This is a genomic window from Micromonospora inositola (assembly GCF_900090285.1).
In the GTDB taxonomy this organism is placed as follows: domain Bacteria; phylum Actinomycetota; class Actinomycetes; order Mycobacteriales; family Micromonosporaceae; genus Micromonospora; species Micromonospora inositola.
The window spans coordinates 4086988-4100585 of record NZ_LT607754.1 but is presented as its reverse complement, the minus strand read 5'-3'; the positions used below and the strand labels follow the sequence as shown (position 1 = coordinate 4100585).

Here is a 13598-nt window from a genome sequence, read left to right as displayed (position 1 = left end):
TAGTCGCTGCTGGACAACTTCGAGTGGGCCGAGGGGTACGACCAGCGCTGGGGCCTGGTCTACGTCGACTACCCGACGCAGCGCCGGGTGCTCAAGCGCAGCGCCCACTGGTATCGCACGGTGATCCGCGACAACCGCCTCTGAGCGCCGCGGCGGCGACCCGGCCGGGGTGGACGCCCCGGCCCGGTCGCCCCGGTCAGCGGGGCAGCGCCTGCTGCAGCTCCGCCCGCAGCGCGGGGGTGAGCATCTCGCCGGCCTGCTTCGCCAACCGCGCCATCTCGTAGCCGACCACGCCGATGTCGGCGTCGGCGGCGGCCAGGGTGGCCAGGATCGAGCCGTCCCGGATCTGCATGACGAGGAAGTACCCGCGCCCCATCTCCACGACGGTCTGCTTGACGATGTCGCCGTCGAACATCTGGGCGGCGCCGGCGGTGATGCTCATCAGCCCCGAGGTCACCGCGGCCAGCTTGTCGGCGTGGTCGCGGGGCAGGTGGGCGGAGATCGCCACCAGCAGCCCGTCGGAGGAGACCACCACCGCGTGCGCCACCCCGGGGACCCGCTCGGCGAACGCGTTGACCAGCCAGCTCAGGTCACGCGCCTCCTGGCTCAACGTCATCATTGTTGTCTCCCTTTGCTGCGGTCGCCGACGGGCGGCATGATCAACTCTGTGGTCTCCTCGGCCTCGGCCCGCCGCACCCCGCCGTAGAAGCGGGAGAGCATGCCGCCGACGGCGTCCGGGTCGGGTTCGTGGCGCGGGTCGGGGCGGGCGGAGCGGGTGACCGCGGCCAGCTGCGCCATCGGCACTCGTACCGGCAGGCCCCGCTCGTTGGTCCCGCCGGTCACCGGCGTCTCGGCCGGCGCCGGGGTGACGCCGAGCGTCGACGACGACGGCCCATGGCGGGAGAACCAGCCGCCGCCGTCGGCCGACGGGGTGAGCACGTTCTCGGCCCGGATCGGCGCCTGCCGGGTCTGCCGCGGCACCGGCGGCGGCTCCGGCCGCCGGCCCGCCACGGGCAGCTCCGCCGGCGCCTCCGGCCGCCGGCCCGCCACGGGCACCTCCGTCGGCGACAGAGGCGGCTCCGGCCAACGACCGGCCACCGGCAGCCCCGGCACCGGCACGGCGGGCGGGGTGGCCGGCCGGGTAGCCGCGCCGACCTGGGTCAGCATCCGGCGCGTGGCCGGCGCGTCCAGCCCGGGAGCGGGTGCCGGCGCGAGCAGCTCGGCGGGGATCCGGACCTGGGCGACGAGGCCGTCCTGGCCGCCCTGCAACCGGATCTGGACGCGATGCCGCGCGCCCAGGTGGCTGACCACGAACAGGCCCATCCGCTCGGAGGCCGCGACGTCGGCCGCCGGTGGCTCGGCCAGCAACGCGTTCGCCTCCGCCAGCGCGCTCGCGCTCATGCCGAGCCCCCGGTCGGCGATCTCCACCAGCGCCCCGGGGCCCTCGGCCCCAGCGCTGACCCGGACGACGGTGTCCGGGCGGGAGAACGCGGTCGCGTTCTCCAGCAGCTCGGCGAAGAGGTGCACCAGGTCGCCGACGGCGTGCCCGACGACGTGCAGGTCCGGCCTCGAGTCGTGGCGGACCCGCTGGTACTGCTCGATCTCGGCGCCGGCGGCGAGCAGCACGGCCGTCAGGCCGACCGGGCGGTTCCACCGCCGGGTGGACTCCGTGCCGGCCAGCACCAGCAGGCTCTCGTCGTTACGGCGCATGCGGGCGGCCAGATGGTCCAGCTTGAACAGGTTCTCCAGCTGCTCCGGATCGTTCTCCTCGCGTTCCAGGTCGTCGAGGAGCTCGAGCTGCCGCTCGACCAGCACCTGGCTGCGCCGGGCGAGGTTGACGAACATCGCGTTGACGTTGCGGCGCATCAGCGCCTGCTCGACGGCCACGCTGACCGCGCTGCGGTGCACCGCCACGAACGCCTCGGCCAGCTCGCCGATCTCGTCCAGCGAACGGACCACGGCCGGCGGTACGTCCATCCCGGTCACCGGGCTGTCCACGGCGCGCAGCCGGTCGAGGGCGTCGGGCAGCTCGACCTGCGCGATCCGCAGCGCCTGGCTGCGCAGCAGCCGCATGGACCGGGCGATGGACCGACCGATCAGCAGCGAGATCAGCACGGCGACCAGCAGTACCGCGACGATGCCGCCGACCACCAGCAGGGTGTCCCGCAACTGCCCCGAGCTGGCGTCGTCGGCGCGGCGTACGGCGTCATCGAGCACCTCGCCCTCCAGCTGCCGGAGCAGCTCCTGACGCTGCTCGCTGGCCGCCCACCAGTGCGGTGCGGACAGCACCGCGGGTGGGGCCGCGCCGCTGGGGAGGGTCCTCTCCTCCATGCGGGTGGCCGACACGAACCCCGGGTCCACCGACGTCTGGTCGTAGCGGCGGACCTGGCCGGCGGTGGCCGCCACCCGGAACGCGCCCAGCGCGGTCAGCTGCTGGGCCCGCAGGTCGGTCAGGGCGACCTGATCGTCCAGCTCGTACCGGCCGGCGCGGGCCGCCTCGTAGAGCTGGGCGCGGATCCGCGACGAGAGCTCCTTGACCCGGGCGAGCTGAACGTACCGCAGCACCGCGTCGGTGAGCGCCCGCTGGTTCTCCCGAGGCGACGGCGCGGCCAGCAGGTGGAGCAGCGCGCCGATCGCCCGGTGGTAGTTGTTCAGGATGGTGTCGCTGCCGAGCACCGCCGGCGGCACCGCGGGACGGATGTAGATGACCTGGTCGTACGCCTCCAGCACCTCCGAATAGGACACCCGCCAGGCGGCGTCGGCGTGGGCCAGCGGCTCGGCCGCTCGGCGCAGCTCGGCCAGGGCTTGGTCGGAGGCGGTCTGCAGCGGCTTCAGCTCGAAGATTGCGGCGTCCCGCTCGGCTCCGCCGCCGGCCCGACGCAGCGCGGCGAGCTCACCCGCTGTGCGGTCCCGTTCGTGCTGGAGCCGGTCCACCGCGAGGGTGATCTGCCGGCCGATGCCGACCTGCTGGGCGAAGTCGCTCAGCGTGGTGGTCTGCCCGACCAGCGCCCGGGTCTGCACCCCGGCCAGGACCAGGAACGCCACCGACGGGACGATCAGCACGGTGGCGAGCTTGGTGCGCATCCGCCAGTCCCGCAGCCGCAAAGCCGAACGGCGACGGTGCGGTACGACCCGGACGTCGAACCGGTTCCGGCGGTGGTTCGAGACCGCGCCCCGATCGGGGTCGGGACCTGCGCCCACACGTGCCTCCTCGGTCCCTCGCCTCCGCCACCTCGGGGAGCGCAGTCCATCCAACCAGGCCGGCGTACGGTGTCAACGGCCTGACCGGCCGGTGAACGAGGACGGTCAGCCCGGCCGGGCACCGGCTACGGTGTTCGGCGCCTCCGCCTCGTCCGTCCGGCCGATGCCGCCGAGCCGAGCCCCGTCGGCGACCCGCCCGAGCGCCACCAGCGCGGCCCCGGTCGCCCCGATCTCCGGATGCCGCTGGTGCCGCACCTCCCGTGGCGCCAGCGCGGCGACGAACGCCTGTCGCCACCACGCGGAGGCGGCCATCGCGCCCCCGCCGAGCACCACCTCGGCCGGCTGCACGACGCCGGACTCCAGCAGCGCCAGGTCCTCGGCGACCAGCTGGCACAGACCGGTCATCAGCCCGGCGAAGAGGTCGACGGCGGTGGCGCCGAAGCTGAGCCCGCGCAGCTCACCGGAGCCGGCCGGCGCCACGCCCGGCGGGCGGTCACCGCCGAAGCGGGGGTTGGCCGACACCCGGCCGTCCGCCGAAACCCGGGACAGCGCGGCCTCCAGCTCGGCGCCTTCGGGCAACCGCAGCTCCCGCTTGGCCCAGCCGAAGAGGTTCCCGCCGCTGGAGTACGCCGACCCGGTCACCACGTGCTCGTGGTCGACCCGGTAGCGCCAGAGCTGGTCGGGCAGCGGCGGCAGCGCCGCCCCGGCCGGCAGCGGCTGGATGAGGCGTACCGCGGCTGAGGTGCCCACGGTGACCGCGGCCCGGGACGGGTCGACGCAGCCGGAGCCGACATTGGACGCCGCGCCGTCGCCCACCGGGACGGTCCACCGGGCCCCGGCCAGCTGCGGCCAGCGCCGGGCGTGCTCCGGCCGCAGCCGGCCGCGCCAGCCCATCGGGGCCAACGGGGGAAGCTCGCCGGGGCCGACGCCGGCCAGGTCACAGGCCTCCGCGTCCCAGTCCAGCCGGCGCAGGTCGAGCAGCCCGGTGCCGGAGGCCATCGAGACGGAGATCGGCGCCTCGGTGAGCAGCACCTCGAGGACGTACTCGGCCAGGCCGGCGAAGCGGGCGGCCGGGGTGCCCGCGCGCTCCCGCAGCCAGGGCAGCCGCACGGACCAGTAACCGCGGTGCCACCAGGCGCCGGTGCGCTGGTGGAAGGCGTGCAGGTCGGTCGGACCGGCCGCGCCCGCGGACGGTGTCGCCCGGGTGTCCAGCCAGGTCAGCACCGGACCGAGCGGCTCGCCGTCGACGTCCAGCGGGACCACCGAGTGCCACTGCGCCGAGGCCGTCACCAGCTCGACGTCGCGCAGGTGGCCGGCGTCGGCCAGCTCGTCCAGGCACTCCGCCAGGCAGGCCAGGTAGCGCGGGCCGTCCAGGGTGCCGGTGCCGTCCTCGCCGGTGGCCAGGTGCACCTTCCGCCGGGCCAGCGCGCCGGGCCGCGGGGTGGCGTCCGCGTCCAGCACGAGTCCCCGTACGGAGGAGGTGCCCAGGTCGAGAGCGAGAATGTTCATTGCCGGTCAACCTACCCGGCAGGCCGGGCGGCGAAGCCAAGATCCGACCCGGCCGGGACCGCGCGATCGGGTTCCCGGGGGCCGCCGGGTCGCGTACAGTGATCGCCATGCCCGCGCACCTGTCCTGCTGGTGGCCCGCCGACCCGGCGGCCCACCCCCGCGCGTAGCTTTCCCACGCGGCCGCCCGACGAGGCGGCCGCCGGTCTCTCCCCGGCATCCCGGGCCGCCCCGCCGGCGGCTCCCGGCCCGAGGAGACCCCGATGACCCGCCCGCACGACCTGCTCGCCGCCGCCGCCGCCGACGGCGTCGACCCCGGCCCGTTCGCCCTCGTCCGCCGCGAGGGCGCCGACCATCTCGAGCTCTTCACCGGCACGGTACGCACGGCCGACCGGCTCGCCGACATCCCGCTGCCCGACGGCCCGCCCGGCCCGCGCACGCTGGCCCTGGTCCCGTACCGGCAGATCGGCGAGCGCGGCTTCGCCTGCGTCGACGACGGCATGCCGCTGGAGTGCCTGGTGATCTCCGCACACCAGCGGATCGGGCTGGCCGACGCGCTCGACGTCCTGCCCGACCGTCCGGTGCGCAGCACCGGGGCCGGCTTCGACGTCGCCGACGACGAGTACGCCGCGACCGTCGGCCGGGTGATCGCCGACGAGATCGGCCGGGGTGAGGGCGCCAACTTCGTCATCCACCGCACCATGCGGGCCACCGTGCAGGGGCCGCCGCTGGTGGCGGCGCTGGCCGCGCTGCGCCGGCTGCTGCTGCGCGAGCGCGGCGCGTACTGGACGTTCGTGGTGCACACCGGCACCCGGATCCTGGTCGGGGCCAGCCCGGAACGGCACGTCAGTGTCGACGACGGCCTGGTGATGATGAACCCGATCAGCGGCACGTTCCGGCACACCGGCGCGGCGGCGGACCGCGACGCCCTGCTGCGCTTCCTCCACGACCCGAAGGAGGTCGAGGAGCTGTACATGGTGCTCGACGAGGAGCTGAAGATGATGGCGACCGTCGCCGAGCACGGCGGCCAGGTGGTCGGGCCGCACCTGAAGGAGATGGCGCACCTCGCACACACCGAGTACCTGCTCGCGGGGCGCGGCTCGCGGGACGTCCGGGAGGTGCTGCGGGAGACGATGTTCGCCCCGACGGTCACCGGCAGCCCGATGGAGAACGCCTGCCGGGTGATCGCCCGGCACGAGCGGACCGGCCGCCGCTACTACGCGGGCGTCCTCGCGCTGCTCGGCCGGGACGACGACGGCCGGCAGACCCTGGACGCGCCGATCCTGATCCGGACCGCGGAGCTCTCCCCCGCCGGCGAGCTGCGGGTACCGGTCGGGGCGACCCTGGTCCGGCACTCCACCGCCGAGGACGAGGTGGCGGAGACGCACGCGAAGGGGGCCGGGGTGCTGGCCGCGCTCGGCCTCGGCCCGGACGCGCCGGAGCCCGCCGCCCGCCCGGCGGTCTCGGCGGGTCTGACGCCCCGCCACGACCCGGAACGGTCGCTCGCCAACGATCCCGAGGTTCGCGCGGCGCTCGCCGCCCGCAACGCCCCGCTGGCCCGGTTCTGGCTCGACCAGCGCACGCCCGGCGCGTCCGCGCTGCCCGGGCTCACCGGCCTGCGGGCGCTGATCGTGGACGGTGAGGACACCTTCACCGGGATGCTCGCCCACCAGCTCGGCGCGCTCGGCCTGCGGGTGGACCGCCGCGACTGGCGGGAGCCCGCCCCGGTGGACGGGTACGACCTGGTGGTGGTCGGTCCCGGGCCGGGTGACCCGGGCGACCCCGCAGCGCCGAAGATGGCGGTGATGCGGGCGCTGCTGGCGGGCCTGCTGGCCGCCGGCCGGCCCACGCTGGCGGTCTGCCTCGGGCATCAGCTGCTCTCCGGGCTGCTCGGGCTGCCGCTGCACCGGCGGGAGGCGCCGTACCAGGGGGTGCAGCGGGACGTGACGGTCTTCGGGGCGGCCCGCCGGGTGGGCTTCTACTCCACGTTCACCGCCCGCGCCGACGCCGACCGGGTGGCCAGCGCGTACGGGCCGGTGGAGCTGTCCCGGGACCCGGCGGACGGGGCGGTGCACGCGCTACGCGGGCCGGGTTTCGCCGGGGTGCAGTTCCACCCGGAGTCGGTGCTCAGCCGGGACGGCCTGGCCGTGCTGGCCGACCTGCTCGGGCATCTGCTCGCCAATCCGGCCCTGACCGGGCATGGTCCGGCCGATCGGGGGTAGGGCTGAGGGCGACCGGTGGTGGTGGTCCGGACGGGTCGAGAGCCGTTTCCTTTCATGATGCGTGGGTGAGCTCATGATTGGATGTCCTACCTTGCGGTGGGACGGTCCCGGTCTTCCCCGCCGTGGCGGTGCCGGGTTGACGTTTCACAGCCACCAGCCCGCCGGGGCGGGTCTTACGGTCGGCTCCACGTCCGTTTCGCGTCTCCGGGCCACTCCCGGCGACGGTGACCGCCAGCGCGGCCAGGTTCCGTGCGGCATTGACGTCCCGGTCCAGGACGAGGCCGCACAGGGTGCAGGTGTAGGTGCGCTCGGACAGGGCGAGCTTGGTTTTCACCGCGCCGCAGCTCGAGCAGGTCTTCGAGGACGGATACCACCGGTCGGCCACTACCAGCCGCCCGCCGCGCCATGAGGTTTTGTACGCCAGTTGCCGCCGTAGTTCGGCGAACCCGGCGTCGGCGACGCTTCGGGCCAGCCGCCGGTTGGCGAGCATCCCGGCCACGTTGAGGTCTTCCACCACCAGCGTGCCGTACTCGCCGGCGAGCCGGGTAGTCAGCTTGTGCAGACCGTCACGGCGCAGATGAGCCACCCGGGCATGCGCCCGACCGAGCCGGGCGGACGCCCGCTCCCACCGCTTCGATGCACGCCGGCCGGTGCGCCGGTCAGGGCCGACCCCGCGAGACATGCGCCGGGCGAGACGCCGCATCCGGCGGGCGGCGCCGTCCAAATGGCGCGGGTTGGGCTCCACCTCACCGGTGGACAACACCGCCAGATGCGTCACACCCAGGTCCACGCCGACCGTCGCATCCGGGCAGGCCGCCGCACCCCGGGCGCGCTGCACCGCGCAGGTGAAAGACACGTACCAGCGGCCACCGTCGCGGCGCACCGTCGCCGACACGATCCGGGCGGTGCCCGCCTCCAGCCGGCGGGCGAGCTTACGAGCCGACTCGTGCAGCTTCAACCGGCCCAGCCGAGGCAACACCACATGCCTACGGTCCGGCTCGACGCGGATGGCCCCGGTGGTGAACCGCACCGAGGGTGTGGAGCGGCGGCGTGACTTGAACCGCGGGAACCCCACCCGGCGCCCGGCCCGCTTGCCGGTGCGGGACTCCGACCAGTTCTTCAACCCCCGGGCCAGCGCGTCCAGGCCGGTGTTGAACGCCTCCTTGGAGCACTCCGCCCACCACGGCGCCACATCGGACTTCGCCTGATTCCACGCCCTGCGCAGCGCCGGCAGAGACCAGCCGATCGCGGGGGTGAGGTGCTCGTCGTCGATGCCGTAGGTGCGTTCGGCGGCCCGCTGGTCCATGACCGCCTTGACCCGGGCCAGCGCCCAGTTGTGCGCCACCCGCGCCGCCCCCGCGTGAGCCAACACCACCCGCTCCTGCCGGGGCGTCAGGTCCAACGCGAACCGGTACGCCTGCACCACACCCAACCGCTCCCGGCCCGCCACGCCCAGCACCATAACCACCGGGTACGACGTAAACCGCAACCACCAACGCCGCACCCCACGGCACCGAGCCGCCGACCGCCTGATCCCCCTTCACGTGCACCACCCACACCGCAAGCCACTCTTTCAATGTCACCAGCGCATGCCAACGCCTACTCAACCGGCAACAGTTGACACCCCCCGTCCGACCACCGGTCACCGCCTGTCGGGTCAGCCGGCCATGCCCTTCTTCAGGGCGGTGCTGATCTGGATCGCGCGCTTCGCGGTCAGCGCGGTCGCGTTCAGCGCGATGTCGTCGGGCGCGGTCTCGCCGTTGTTGCTGGTGTGCGAGGCGCCGTACGGGTTACCCGCGACGAACTGGCTGGGGTCGGTGTAGCCGGGGGCCACCACGATGCCACCCCAGTGGTAGAAGACGTTGAACAGCGCCAGCAGGGTGGACTCCTGGCCGCCGTGCGAGGTGGCCGTCGTGCAGAACGCCGAGTAGACCTTGTTGACCAGCGCACCCTGGGCCCAGAGCGGGCCGGTGGTGTCGATGAACTGCTTGAGCTGGGCGGCGACCATGCCGTAGCGGGTGGGCGAGCCGAAGATCACCACGTCGGCCCAGGAAAGGTCGTCGAGCTGCGCCTCCATCACGTCCTGGGTCTCCAGGTGGTGCGCCTGCCACCCGGAGTTGGAGCGGATCGCCTCGTCGGGCGCCAGCTCACGTACCTTGCGCAGGCGCACCTCGGCCCCGGCCTCGCCGGCGGCCTCGACCGCTGACTGCGCCATCTGGTAAGTGATGCCGGTCGCGCTGTAGTAGATCACCGCGACCTTGGTCCGACCATCCATCAGACGTTCCCTCCTCAAATCGGATCAGCTCCGGCGACTACCCGTTGCGTGCGGCATCAAACGGCCGCCGGACACACTCATGTCGATCGATAGGTTGCGGCTGCTCAAGATTTGCGCAAGTTTCGATCCGCAACGGTGCCGAGGCTCCGCCCGCCGGGGATTCTGATCGCACCGGTGCCGGCGGAACCCCGCCGCCGCCCCGCGCCGGGGCCTGAACGGGGGATCGCGCTCCGCCGGCGACGAGGCTGGCGTAGCGCGATCAGGGGTCAGCGGACCAGGGCGTCCATCAGCCGGTCCAGCTCCGCCGCCGGATCGGCGGTCAGCCCGGTGTGCACCGGACCGGCCTGGATCATCGTGCTCCGCGGGGCGGCCAACCAGCGGAACCGCTCCCCCGGCTTCATCGTCCGCGCCGGCCCGTCGCCGCCGCAGGTCCGGTCCCAGGAGCCCAGCGCCGCCGCCACCGCCTCCAGGTCCACGTCGGGGGCCAGGGCGCGGGCCCGGTCGGCGTCCAGGTGGGTACGCGCGCCGAGGAAGTGGCGGGCCTGACAGTAGAGCAGCACGCCCACGTTGATCTGCTCGCCGCGCTCCACCCGGGGCACCAGCCGGATCACCGCGTACTCGAAGGGCTCTCTCATGCCGCGCTCCCGGCGGGCAGCCAGGCGTCGGTCCGCGCGACCCGCCGCGCCAGGTGGTCCACGTACGCCGCCCGGGCGGCGTCGGGGGTGTCGAAGTCCGGGCCGGTCAGCCACTCCCCCGGCACCAGCGCGAGGACCTCGGTGAGCAGCTCCCGCCCGATCCGGGGGGCCAGGTCGGCGTCCGCCTCGGCCAGTCGGGTGGCATACGGGGCGAGCACGTGGTCATCGGCCCGGTAGACCCGGTGCACGGCGGCCTCGGCGCGCGGCCAGTTGTGGTGGAAGTAGAGGGTGGCGCCGTGGTCGATCAGCCACAGCTGCCGGTGCCACATCAGCAGGTTGGGGTTGCGCCAGCTCCGGTCGACGTTCTCGGTGTACGCGTCGAACCAGAGCACCCGGGAGGCCAGCTCCGCGTCGACCGGGTGGGCGACCGGGTCGTAGCCGAGCGCGCCGGGCAGGAAGTCCATCCCCAGGTTCGCCCCGCCGCTGTTGCGCAACAGCTCCTGCACCTCCTGGTCGGGCTCGGCCCGACCGATGACCGGGTCGATGGTGAGCACCACCAGCGGCGGCACCGCCAGCCCGAGCCGGCGGGCCAGCTCGCCGCAGATCACCTCCGCCACCAGCGCCTTCGGCCCCTGCCCCGCGCCGCGGAACTTCGCCACGTAGGTGCCGAGGTCGTCGGCCTCCACCACGCCGGGCAGCGAACCGCCCTCGCGCAGCGGGGTGACGTACCGGATGCCGGTGACCTGACGAAGCACGTCGCCCACCCTAACGGTCCCGAAAGCGTCGGACCGGCCGCCTATGCTGACCGTCCACCACCGGCGGGAGGCGACCCGATGGACGTGCGGCTCACCGGCGCGGAGGCCCTGGCCCTGCGGATGACCAGCCTGCTGCTGCGCCCGCACCCCAGCGCGAAGCCGGCCGACGTGGCCGGGGTGGTCGAGTGGTTCGGCGCCATGCAGGCCCAGGACGCGGCGAGCGGCATGTGGTCGCTGGGCGTACGGCTGCAGGGGTGGAGCCTGACCGACGTCCGGGCCGCGCTGGAGCGGCGGGAGGCGCTGCGGACCTGGCCGATGCGCGGCACGGTCCATCTCGTACCGCCCCGGGACGCCCGCTGGATGCTGGCGGTGACCGGCGTACGCGCGCTGGCCGGTGCCGCCGCCCGCCGGGCCACCCTGGGGCTCACCGAGGCCGAGGCCGACCGGGCCGCCGACGTGCTGGGCGCCGCGCTGGTCGGCGGCGGCCGGCTCACCCGCGCCCAGTGCCTCGCCACCCTCACCGCGGCGGGGATCGACACGAGTGGGCAGCGCGGCTACCACCTGCTCTGGTACGCCAGCCAGCGCGGCGTCACCTGCATCGCCCCGCACGTCGGCACCGAGCAGACGTTCGCCCTGCTGGACGAGTGGGCGCCCGACCCGCACCGGCCGGAACGCGACGAGGCGCTCGGCATCCTGGCGCTGCGCTACTTCCGCGGTCACGGGCCCACCACACGGCAGGACTTCGCCGGTTGGACCGGGCTGACCGCCGCCGACGCCAGGCGCGGCATCGCGGTGGCGGGCGACGCCTTGGCCACCGTCCGGGTGGACGACGCGGAGGCGATCGTCGACGCGGCCCTGCTCGACGCGCCCCGCGCCCCGGTCGACGACCTGCACGTGCTGCCCGGCTTCGACGAGTACCTGCTCGGCTTCAAGGACCGCGCGCTGATGCTCGACCGGGCGCACCTGCCCGCCGTCGTCCCCGGCGGAAACGGGGTCTTCCAGGCCACCGTGGTGCGTGGCGGCCGGGTGGTCGGCACCTGGAAGCGCACCATCGGCAAGACCCGGGTGACGGTGACCGTGCAGCCGCTGACCCCGCTCGCGGGCGCGACGCGGGCCCGGGTCGAGGAGGCCCTGAACGGTTACGCCCGCTTTCTCGACCTGCCGCTGCGTCTCGCCTGGTGACGCCCGCACCCGGCACAGCGATGACGGCCCTGGCCGCCGCCGCATGCAGACCGGCCAGGCGCGCCGGACGGTCTGACCGGTCACGGCGCCGGTGGGGCCGCCCCGCCGGCCGCCGGGTGCCGGGCCAGGTCGGCCGGCGTGTCCAGGTCGGCCGGGCTGCCGGCGCCGTCGCACGGAACCAGGGTCACCAGATCTGGACGGGCACGCAGGAGGTCGCGGGCACCCCGGTCCCCGGTCGCGTACCGGCCGAGCATCGGCCACGTGGCACGGTCGAGCAGCACCGGATGCCCGGTCCGCCCGCCGTAGGTGGCGACCGCGACGGTGGCGCCGGCCGCGTGGGCCGCGCGCACCCGGCACACCGCGGCCGGCGCGAGCGACGGCTGGTCGACGAGCACCACCACGGCGGCGTGGACGTGCCCCGGCAGCGACGCCAGGCCGCAGCGCAAGGAGCTGCCCAGCCCGTCCCGCCAGTGCCGGTTGAGGACCAGCACGGTCCCGGGCAGCTCGGGCAGTGCGTCCGCGCCCGCGCCGACGACCACATGGACCGGCGCGCAGCCGCCGGCCCGGAGCAGGCGGACCCCGCGCCGGACGAGCGGCTCGCCGGCCAGCTCGACCAGCGCCTTGGGCCGGCCGAACCGGCGCCCCGCCCCGGCGGCGAGCAGCAGCCCGGCGGCGATCACCGCAGCGACGCCGCGGGCTGGCGGGCCGGGTCCGGGGCGCCGCCACGATGGATCGGGCCGCTCAGGGCGTGCAGCGCCCGACCGGTGCCGCCGTGCCGCCGGGCCACCACCTCCGCCGCGATCGCCAGCGCCGTCTCCACCGGCGTACGTCCGCCGAGGTCGAGCCCGGCCGGCGCGGCCAGCCGGGCCAGTTGGGTCGGTGAGACCCCGTCGGCGCGCAGCCGGGCGAGGCGGGCCTCGTGCGCGCTCCGGCTGCCGAGCACCCCGATGTAGCCGGCCGGGGTGTCCAGGGCCGCGCGCAGCAGCGGGATCTCGTAGCGCGGATCGTGACCGAGCAGGCAGAGCACCGTGCCGGCGTCGACCGGGGTGCCGGCCAGCCACCGGTGCGGCCAGGCCCGGTGCACCTCGTCGGCGTCCGGGAACCGTCGGGTGGTGGCGAACGCCGGGCGCGGGTCGCAGACGACGACCCGGTAGCCCAGTCCGGCGCCGACCCGGCTGAGCGCCGCGGTGACGGCGGTGGCGCCGAACAGCAGCATCCGGGGCGCGGCCGGCACCGCCTGGAGCAGCACCCGGACCGGCGGCCGGTCGCCCCGGCGGAGCACCACGGTGCCGCCGTTCAGCAGGCCGGCGGCGCGGCCGACGACCCATTCGTCCAGCGCCGGGTCGCCGAGGCCGCCCTCCGTCGCGTCCGGCCGGACCACCAGTTGGGCGGCGAAGGGCGCCGGCCCACCGACGACGGTGGCCACGGCGACCGGGTCCGGGCCGGCCAGGGCGGCGAGCGCCCGCCCCGTCGGGCCGTGCGGTGTGACGCGCCGCAGCAGCACCTCCAGGACCCCGGCGCAGCCGGGTCGGGCCGGCCAGGGACCGTCCGCGCCGACGGCGTACCGGGCCAGCCGGGTCCGCCCGGTACGCAGCGTCTCCGTCGCCGCGTCGAGCACCGCCGACTCGGCACAGCCGGCGGGGATGCCGCCGCGCACGTCTCCGGACGGGTCCACGGCCAGCAGGTCGCCCGGTGCGGTCACGCCGCCCGCGGTACTGGACACCACGGCGGCCAGTCCGAACGGGACGCCCTGCCGGCGCCACTCCAACGCCGCGGCCAGTATCTCGTCCATCCCGCTCCGCCGATCCCCACCCGTCGGGCG

General features: G+C 75.1%; 12 protein-coding genes. 3 read left to right on the top strand and 9 right to left on the bottom strand.

The genetic code is table 11. The features are described 5' to 3' along the window. Nucleotides 1–6: 6 nt before the first annotated feature. Nucleotides 7–144 carry a family 1 glycosylhydrolase gene (locus tag GA0070613_RS34430; protein ID WP_089016065.1) on the top strand — a complete coding sequence of 46 codons (138 nt, stop codon included), beginning with the start codon at nt 7–9 and terminating at the stop codon, nt 142–144. A 52-nt stretch (nt 145–196) separates the two neighbouring features. On the opposite strand, the gene GA0070613_RS19630 is transcribed toward GA0070613_RS34430, so the two are convergent. From GA0070613_RS19630 to GA0070613_RS19620, 3 genes are all read right to left on the bottom strand, one after another. Beyond that, nucleotides 197–619: a roadblock/LC7 domain-containing protein gene (locus tag GA0070613_RS19630; protein WP_089013632.1), complete on the bottom strand. Its 423-nt coding sequence runs from the start codon at nt 617–619 to the stop codon at nt 197–199. Then, nucleotides 616–3201: a nitrate- and nitrite sensing domain-containing protein gene (locus GA0070613_RS19625; protein WP_089013631.1), complete on the bottom strand. Its 2586-nt coding sequence runs from the start codon at nt 3199–3201 to the stop codon at nt 616–618. Before GA0070613_RS19625 ends, GA0070613_RS19630 begins: the two co-directional genes overlap by 4 nt. Before the next feature lie 105 nt (nt 3202–3306). Beyond that, nucleotides 3307–4710: an FGGY family carbohydrate kinase gene (locus GA0070613_RS19620; RefSeq protein ID WP_089013630.1), complete on the bottom strand. Its 1404-nt coding sequence runs from the start codon at nt 4708–4710 to the stop codon at nt 3307–3309. 260 nt (nt 4711–4970) lie between these two features. On the opposite strand from GA0070613_RS19620, the gene GA0070613_RS19615 reads away from it, so the two are divergent. After that, complete coding sequence (locus GA0070613_RS19615; RefSeq protein ID WP_089013629.1) at nt 4971–6929, top strand: chorismate-binding protein; 1959 nt, start codon at nt 4971–4973, stop codon at nt 6927–6929. A gap of 52 nt (nt 6930–6981) precedes the next feature. On the opposite strand, the gene tnpB is transcribed toward GA0070613_RS19615, so the two are convergent. From tnpB to GA0070613_RS19595, 4 genes are all read right to left on the bottom strand, one after another. Further along, nucleotides 6982–8391: an IS607 family element RNA-guided endonuclease TnpB gene (tnpB, locus tag GA0070613_RS19610; protein ID WP_089013628.1), complete on the bottom strand. Its 1410-nt coding sequence runs from the start codon at nt 8389–8391 to the stop codon at nt 6982–6984. A 195-nt stretch (nt 8392–8586) separates the two neighbouring features. Next, nucleotides 8587–9204 carry an NAD(P)H:quinone oxidoreductase gene (gene wrbA / locus GA0070613_RS19605; protein WP_089013627.1) on the bottom strand — a complete coding sequence of 206 codons (618 nt, stop codon included), beginning with the start codon at nt 9202–9204 and terminating at the stop codon, nt 8587–8589. 266 nt (nt 9205–9470) lie between these two features. Next, nucleotides 9471–9839 carry a DUF3037 domain-containing protein gene (locus GA0070613_RS19600; RefSeq protein WP_089013626.1) on the bottom strand — a complete coding sequence of 123 codons (369 nt, stop codon included), beginning with the start codon at nt 9837–9839 and terminating at the stop codon, nt 9471–9473. Beyond that, nucleotides 9836–10594, bottom strand: a complete 759-nt coding sequence (locus tag GA0070613_RS19595; RefSeq protein ID WP_089016064.1) for a HipA family kinase — start codon at nt 10592–10594, stop codon at nt 9836–9838. The genes GA0070613_RS19600 and GA0070613_RS19595 overlap by 4 nt, the downstream gene beginning before the upstream one ends. 78 nt (nt 10595–10672) lie before the next feature. Here GA0070613_RS19595 and GA0070613_RS19590 point away from each other — a divergent pair, with 78 nt between their 5' ends. Further along, nucleotides 10673–11776 (top strand): winged helix DNA-binding domain-containing protein, encoded by a 1104-nt coding sequence (locus GA0070613_RS19590; protein ID WP_089013625.1) that lies wholly within the window; start codon nt 10673–10675, stop codon nt 11774–11776. 80 nt (nt 11777–11856) lie between these two features. On the opposite strand, the gene GA0070613_RS19585 is transcribed toward GA0070613_RS19590, so the two are convergent. Both GA0070613_RS19585 and GA0070613_RS19580 read right to left on the bottom strand, forming a co-directional pair. Further along, entirely contained in the window at nt 11857–12456 is a 600-nt protein-coding gene (locus GA0070613_RS19585) for a nucleotidyltransferase family protein (RefSeq protein ID WP_089013624.1), read from the bottom strand. Beyond that, nucleotides 12453–13568, bottom strand: a complete 1116-nt coding sequence (locus GA0070613_RS19580; protein WP_089013623.1) for an XdhC family protein — start codon at nt 13566–13568, stop codon at nt 12453–12455. The genes GA0070613_RS19585 and GA0070613_RS19580 overlap by 4 nt, the downstream gene beginning before the upstream one ends. Between the last annotated feature and the right edge of the window lie 30 nt (nt 13569–13598).

Excerpts from the sequence above, each read along its gene's own strand:
- GA0070613_RS19615 (WP_089013629.1), top strand. The coding sequence starts at position 4,971 with ATGACCCGCCCGCACGACCTGCTCGCCGCCGCCGCCGCCGACGGCGTC.
- GA0070613_RS19590 (WP_089013625.1), top strand. The coding sequence starts at position 10,673 with ATGGACGTGCGGCTCACCGGCGCGGAGGCCCTGGCCCTGCGGATGACC.
- tnpB (WP_089013628.1), bottom strand. The coding sequence starts at position 8,391 with ATGGTGCTGGGCGTGGCGGGCCGGGAGCGGTTGGGTGTGGTGCAGGCG.
- GA0070613_RS19630 (WP_089013632.1), bottom strand. The coding sequence starts at position 619 with ATGATGACGTTGAGCCAGGAGGCGCGTGACCTGAGCTGGCTGGTCAAC.
- GA0070613_RS19600 (WP_089013626.1), bottom strand. The coding sequence starts at position 9,839 with ATGAGAGAGCCCTTCGAGTACGCGGTGATCCGGCTGGTGCCCCGGGTG.
- wrbA (WP_089013627.1), bottom strand. The coding sequence starts at position 9,204 with ATGGATGGTCGGACCAAGGTCGCGGTGATCTACTACAGCGCGACCGGC.
- GA0070613_RS19620 (WP_089013630.1), bottom strand. The coding sequence starts at position 4,710 with ATGAACATTCTCGCTCTCGACCTGGGCACCTCCTCCGTACGGGGACTC.
- GA0070613_RS19580 (WP_089013623.1), bottom strand. The coding sequence starts at position 13,568 with ATGGACGAGATACTGGCCGCGGCGTTGGAGTGGCGCCGGCAGGGCGTC.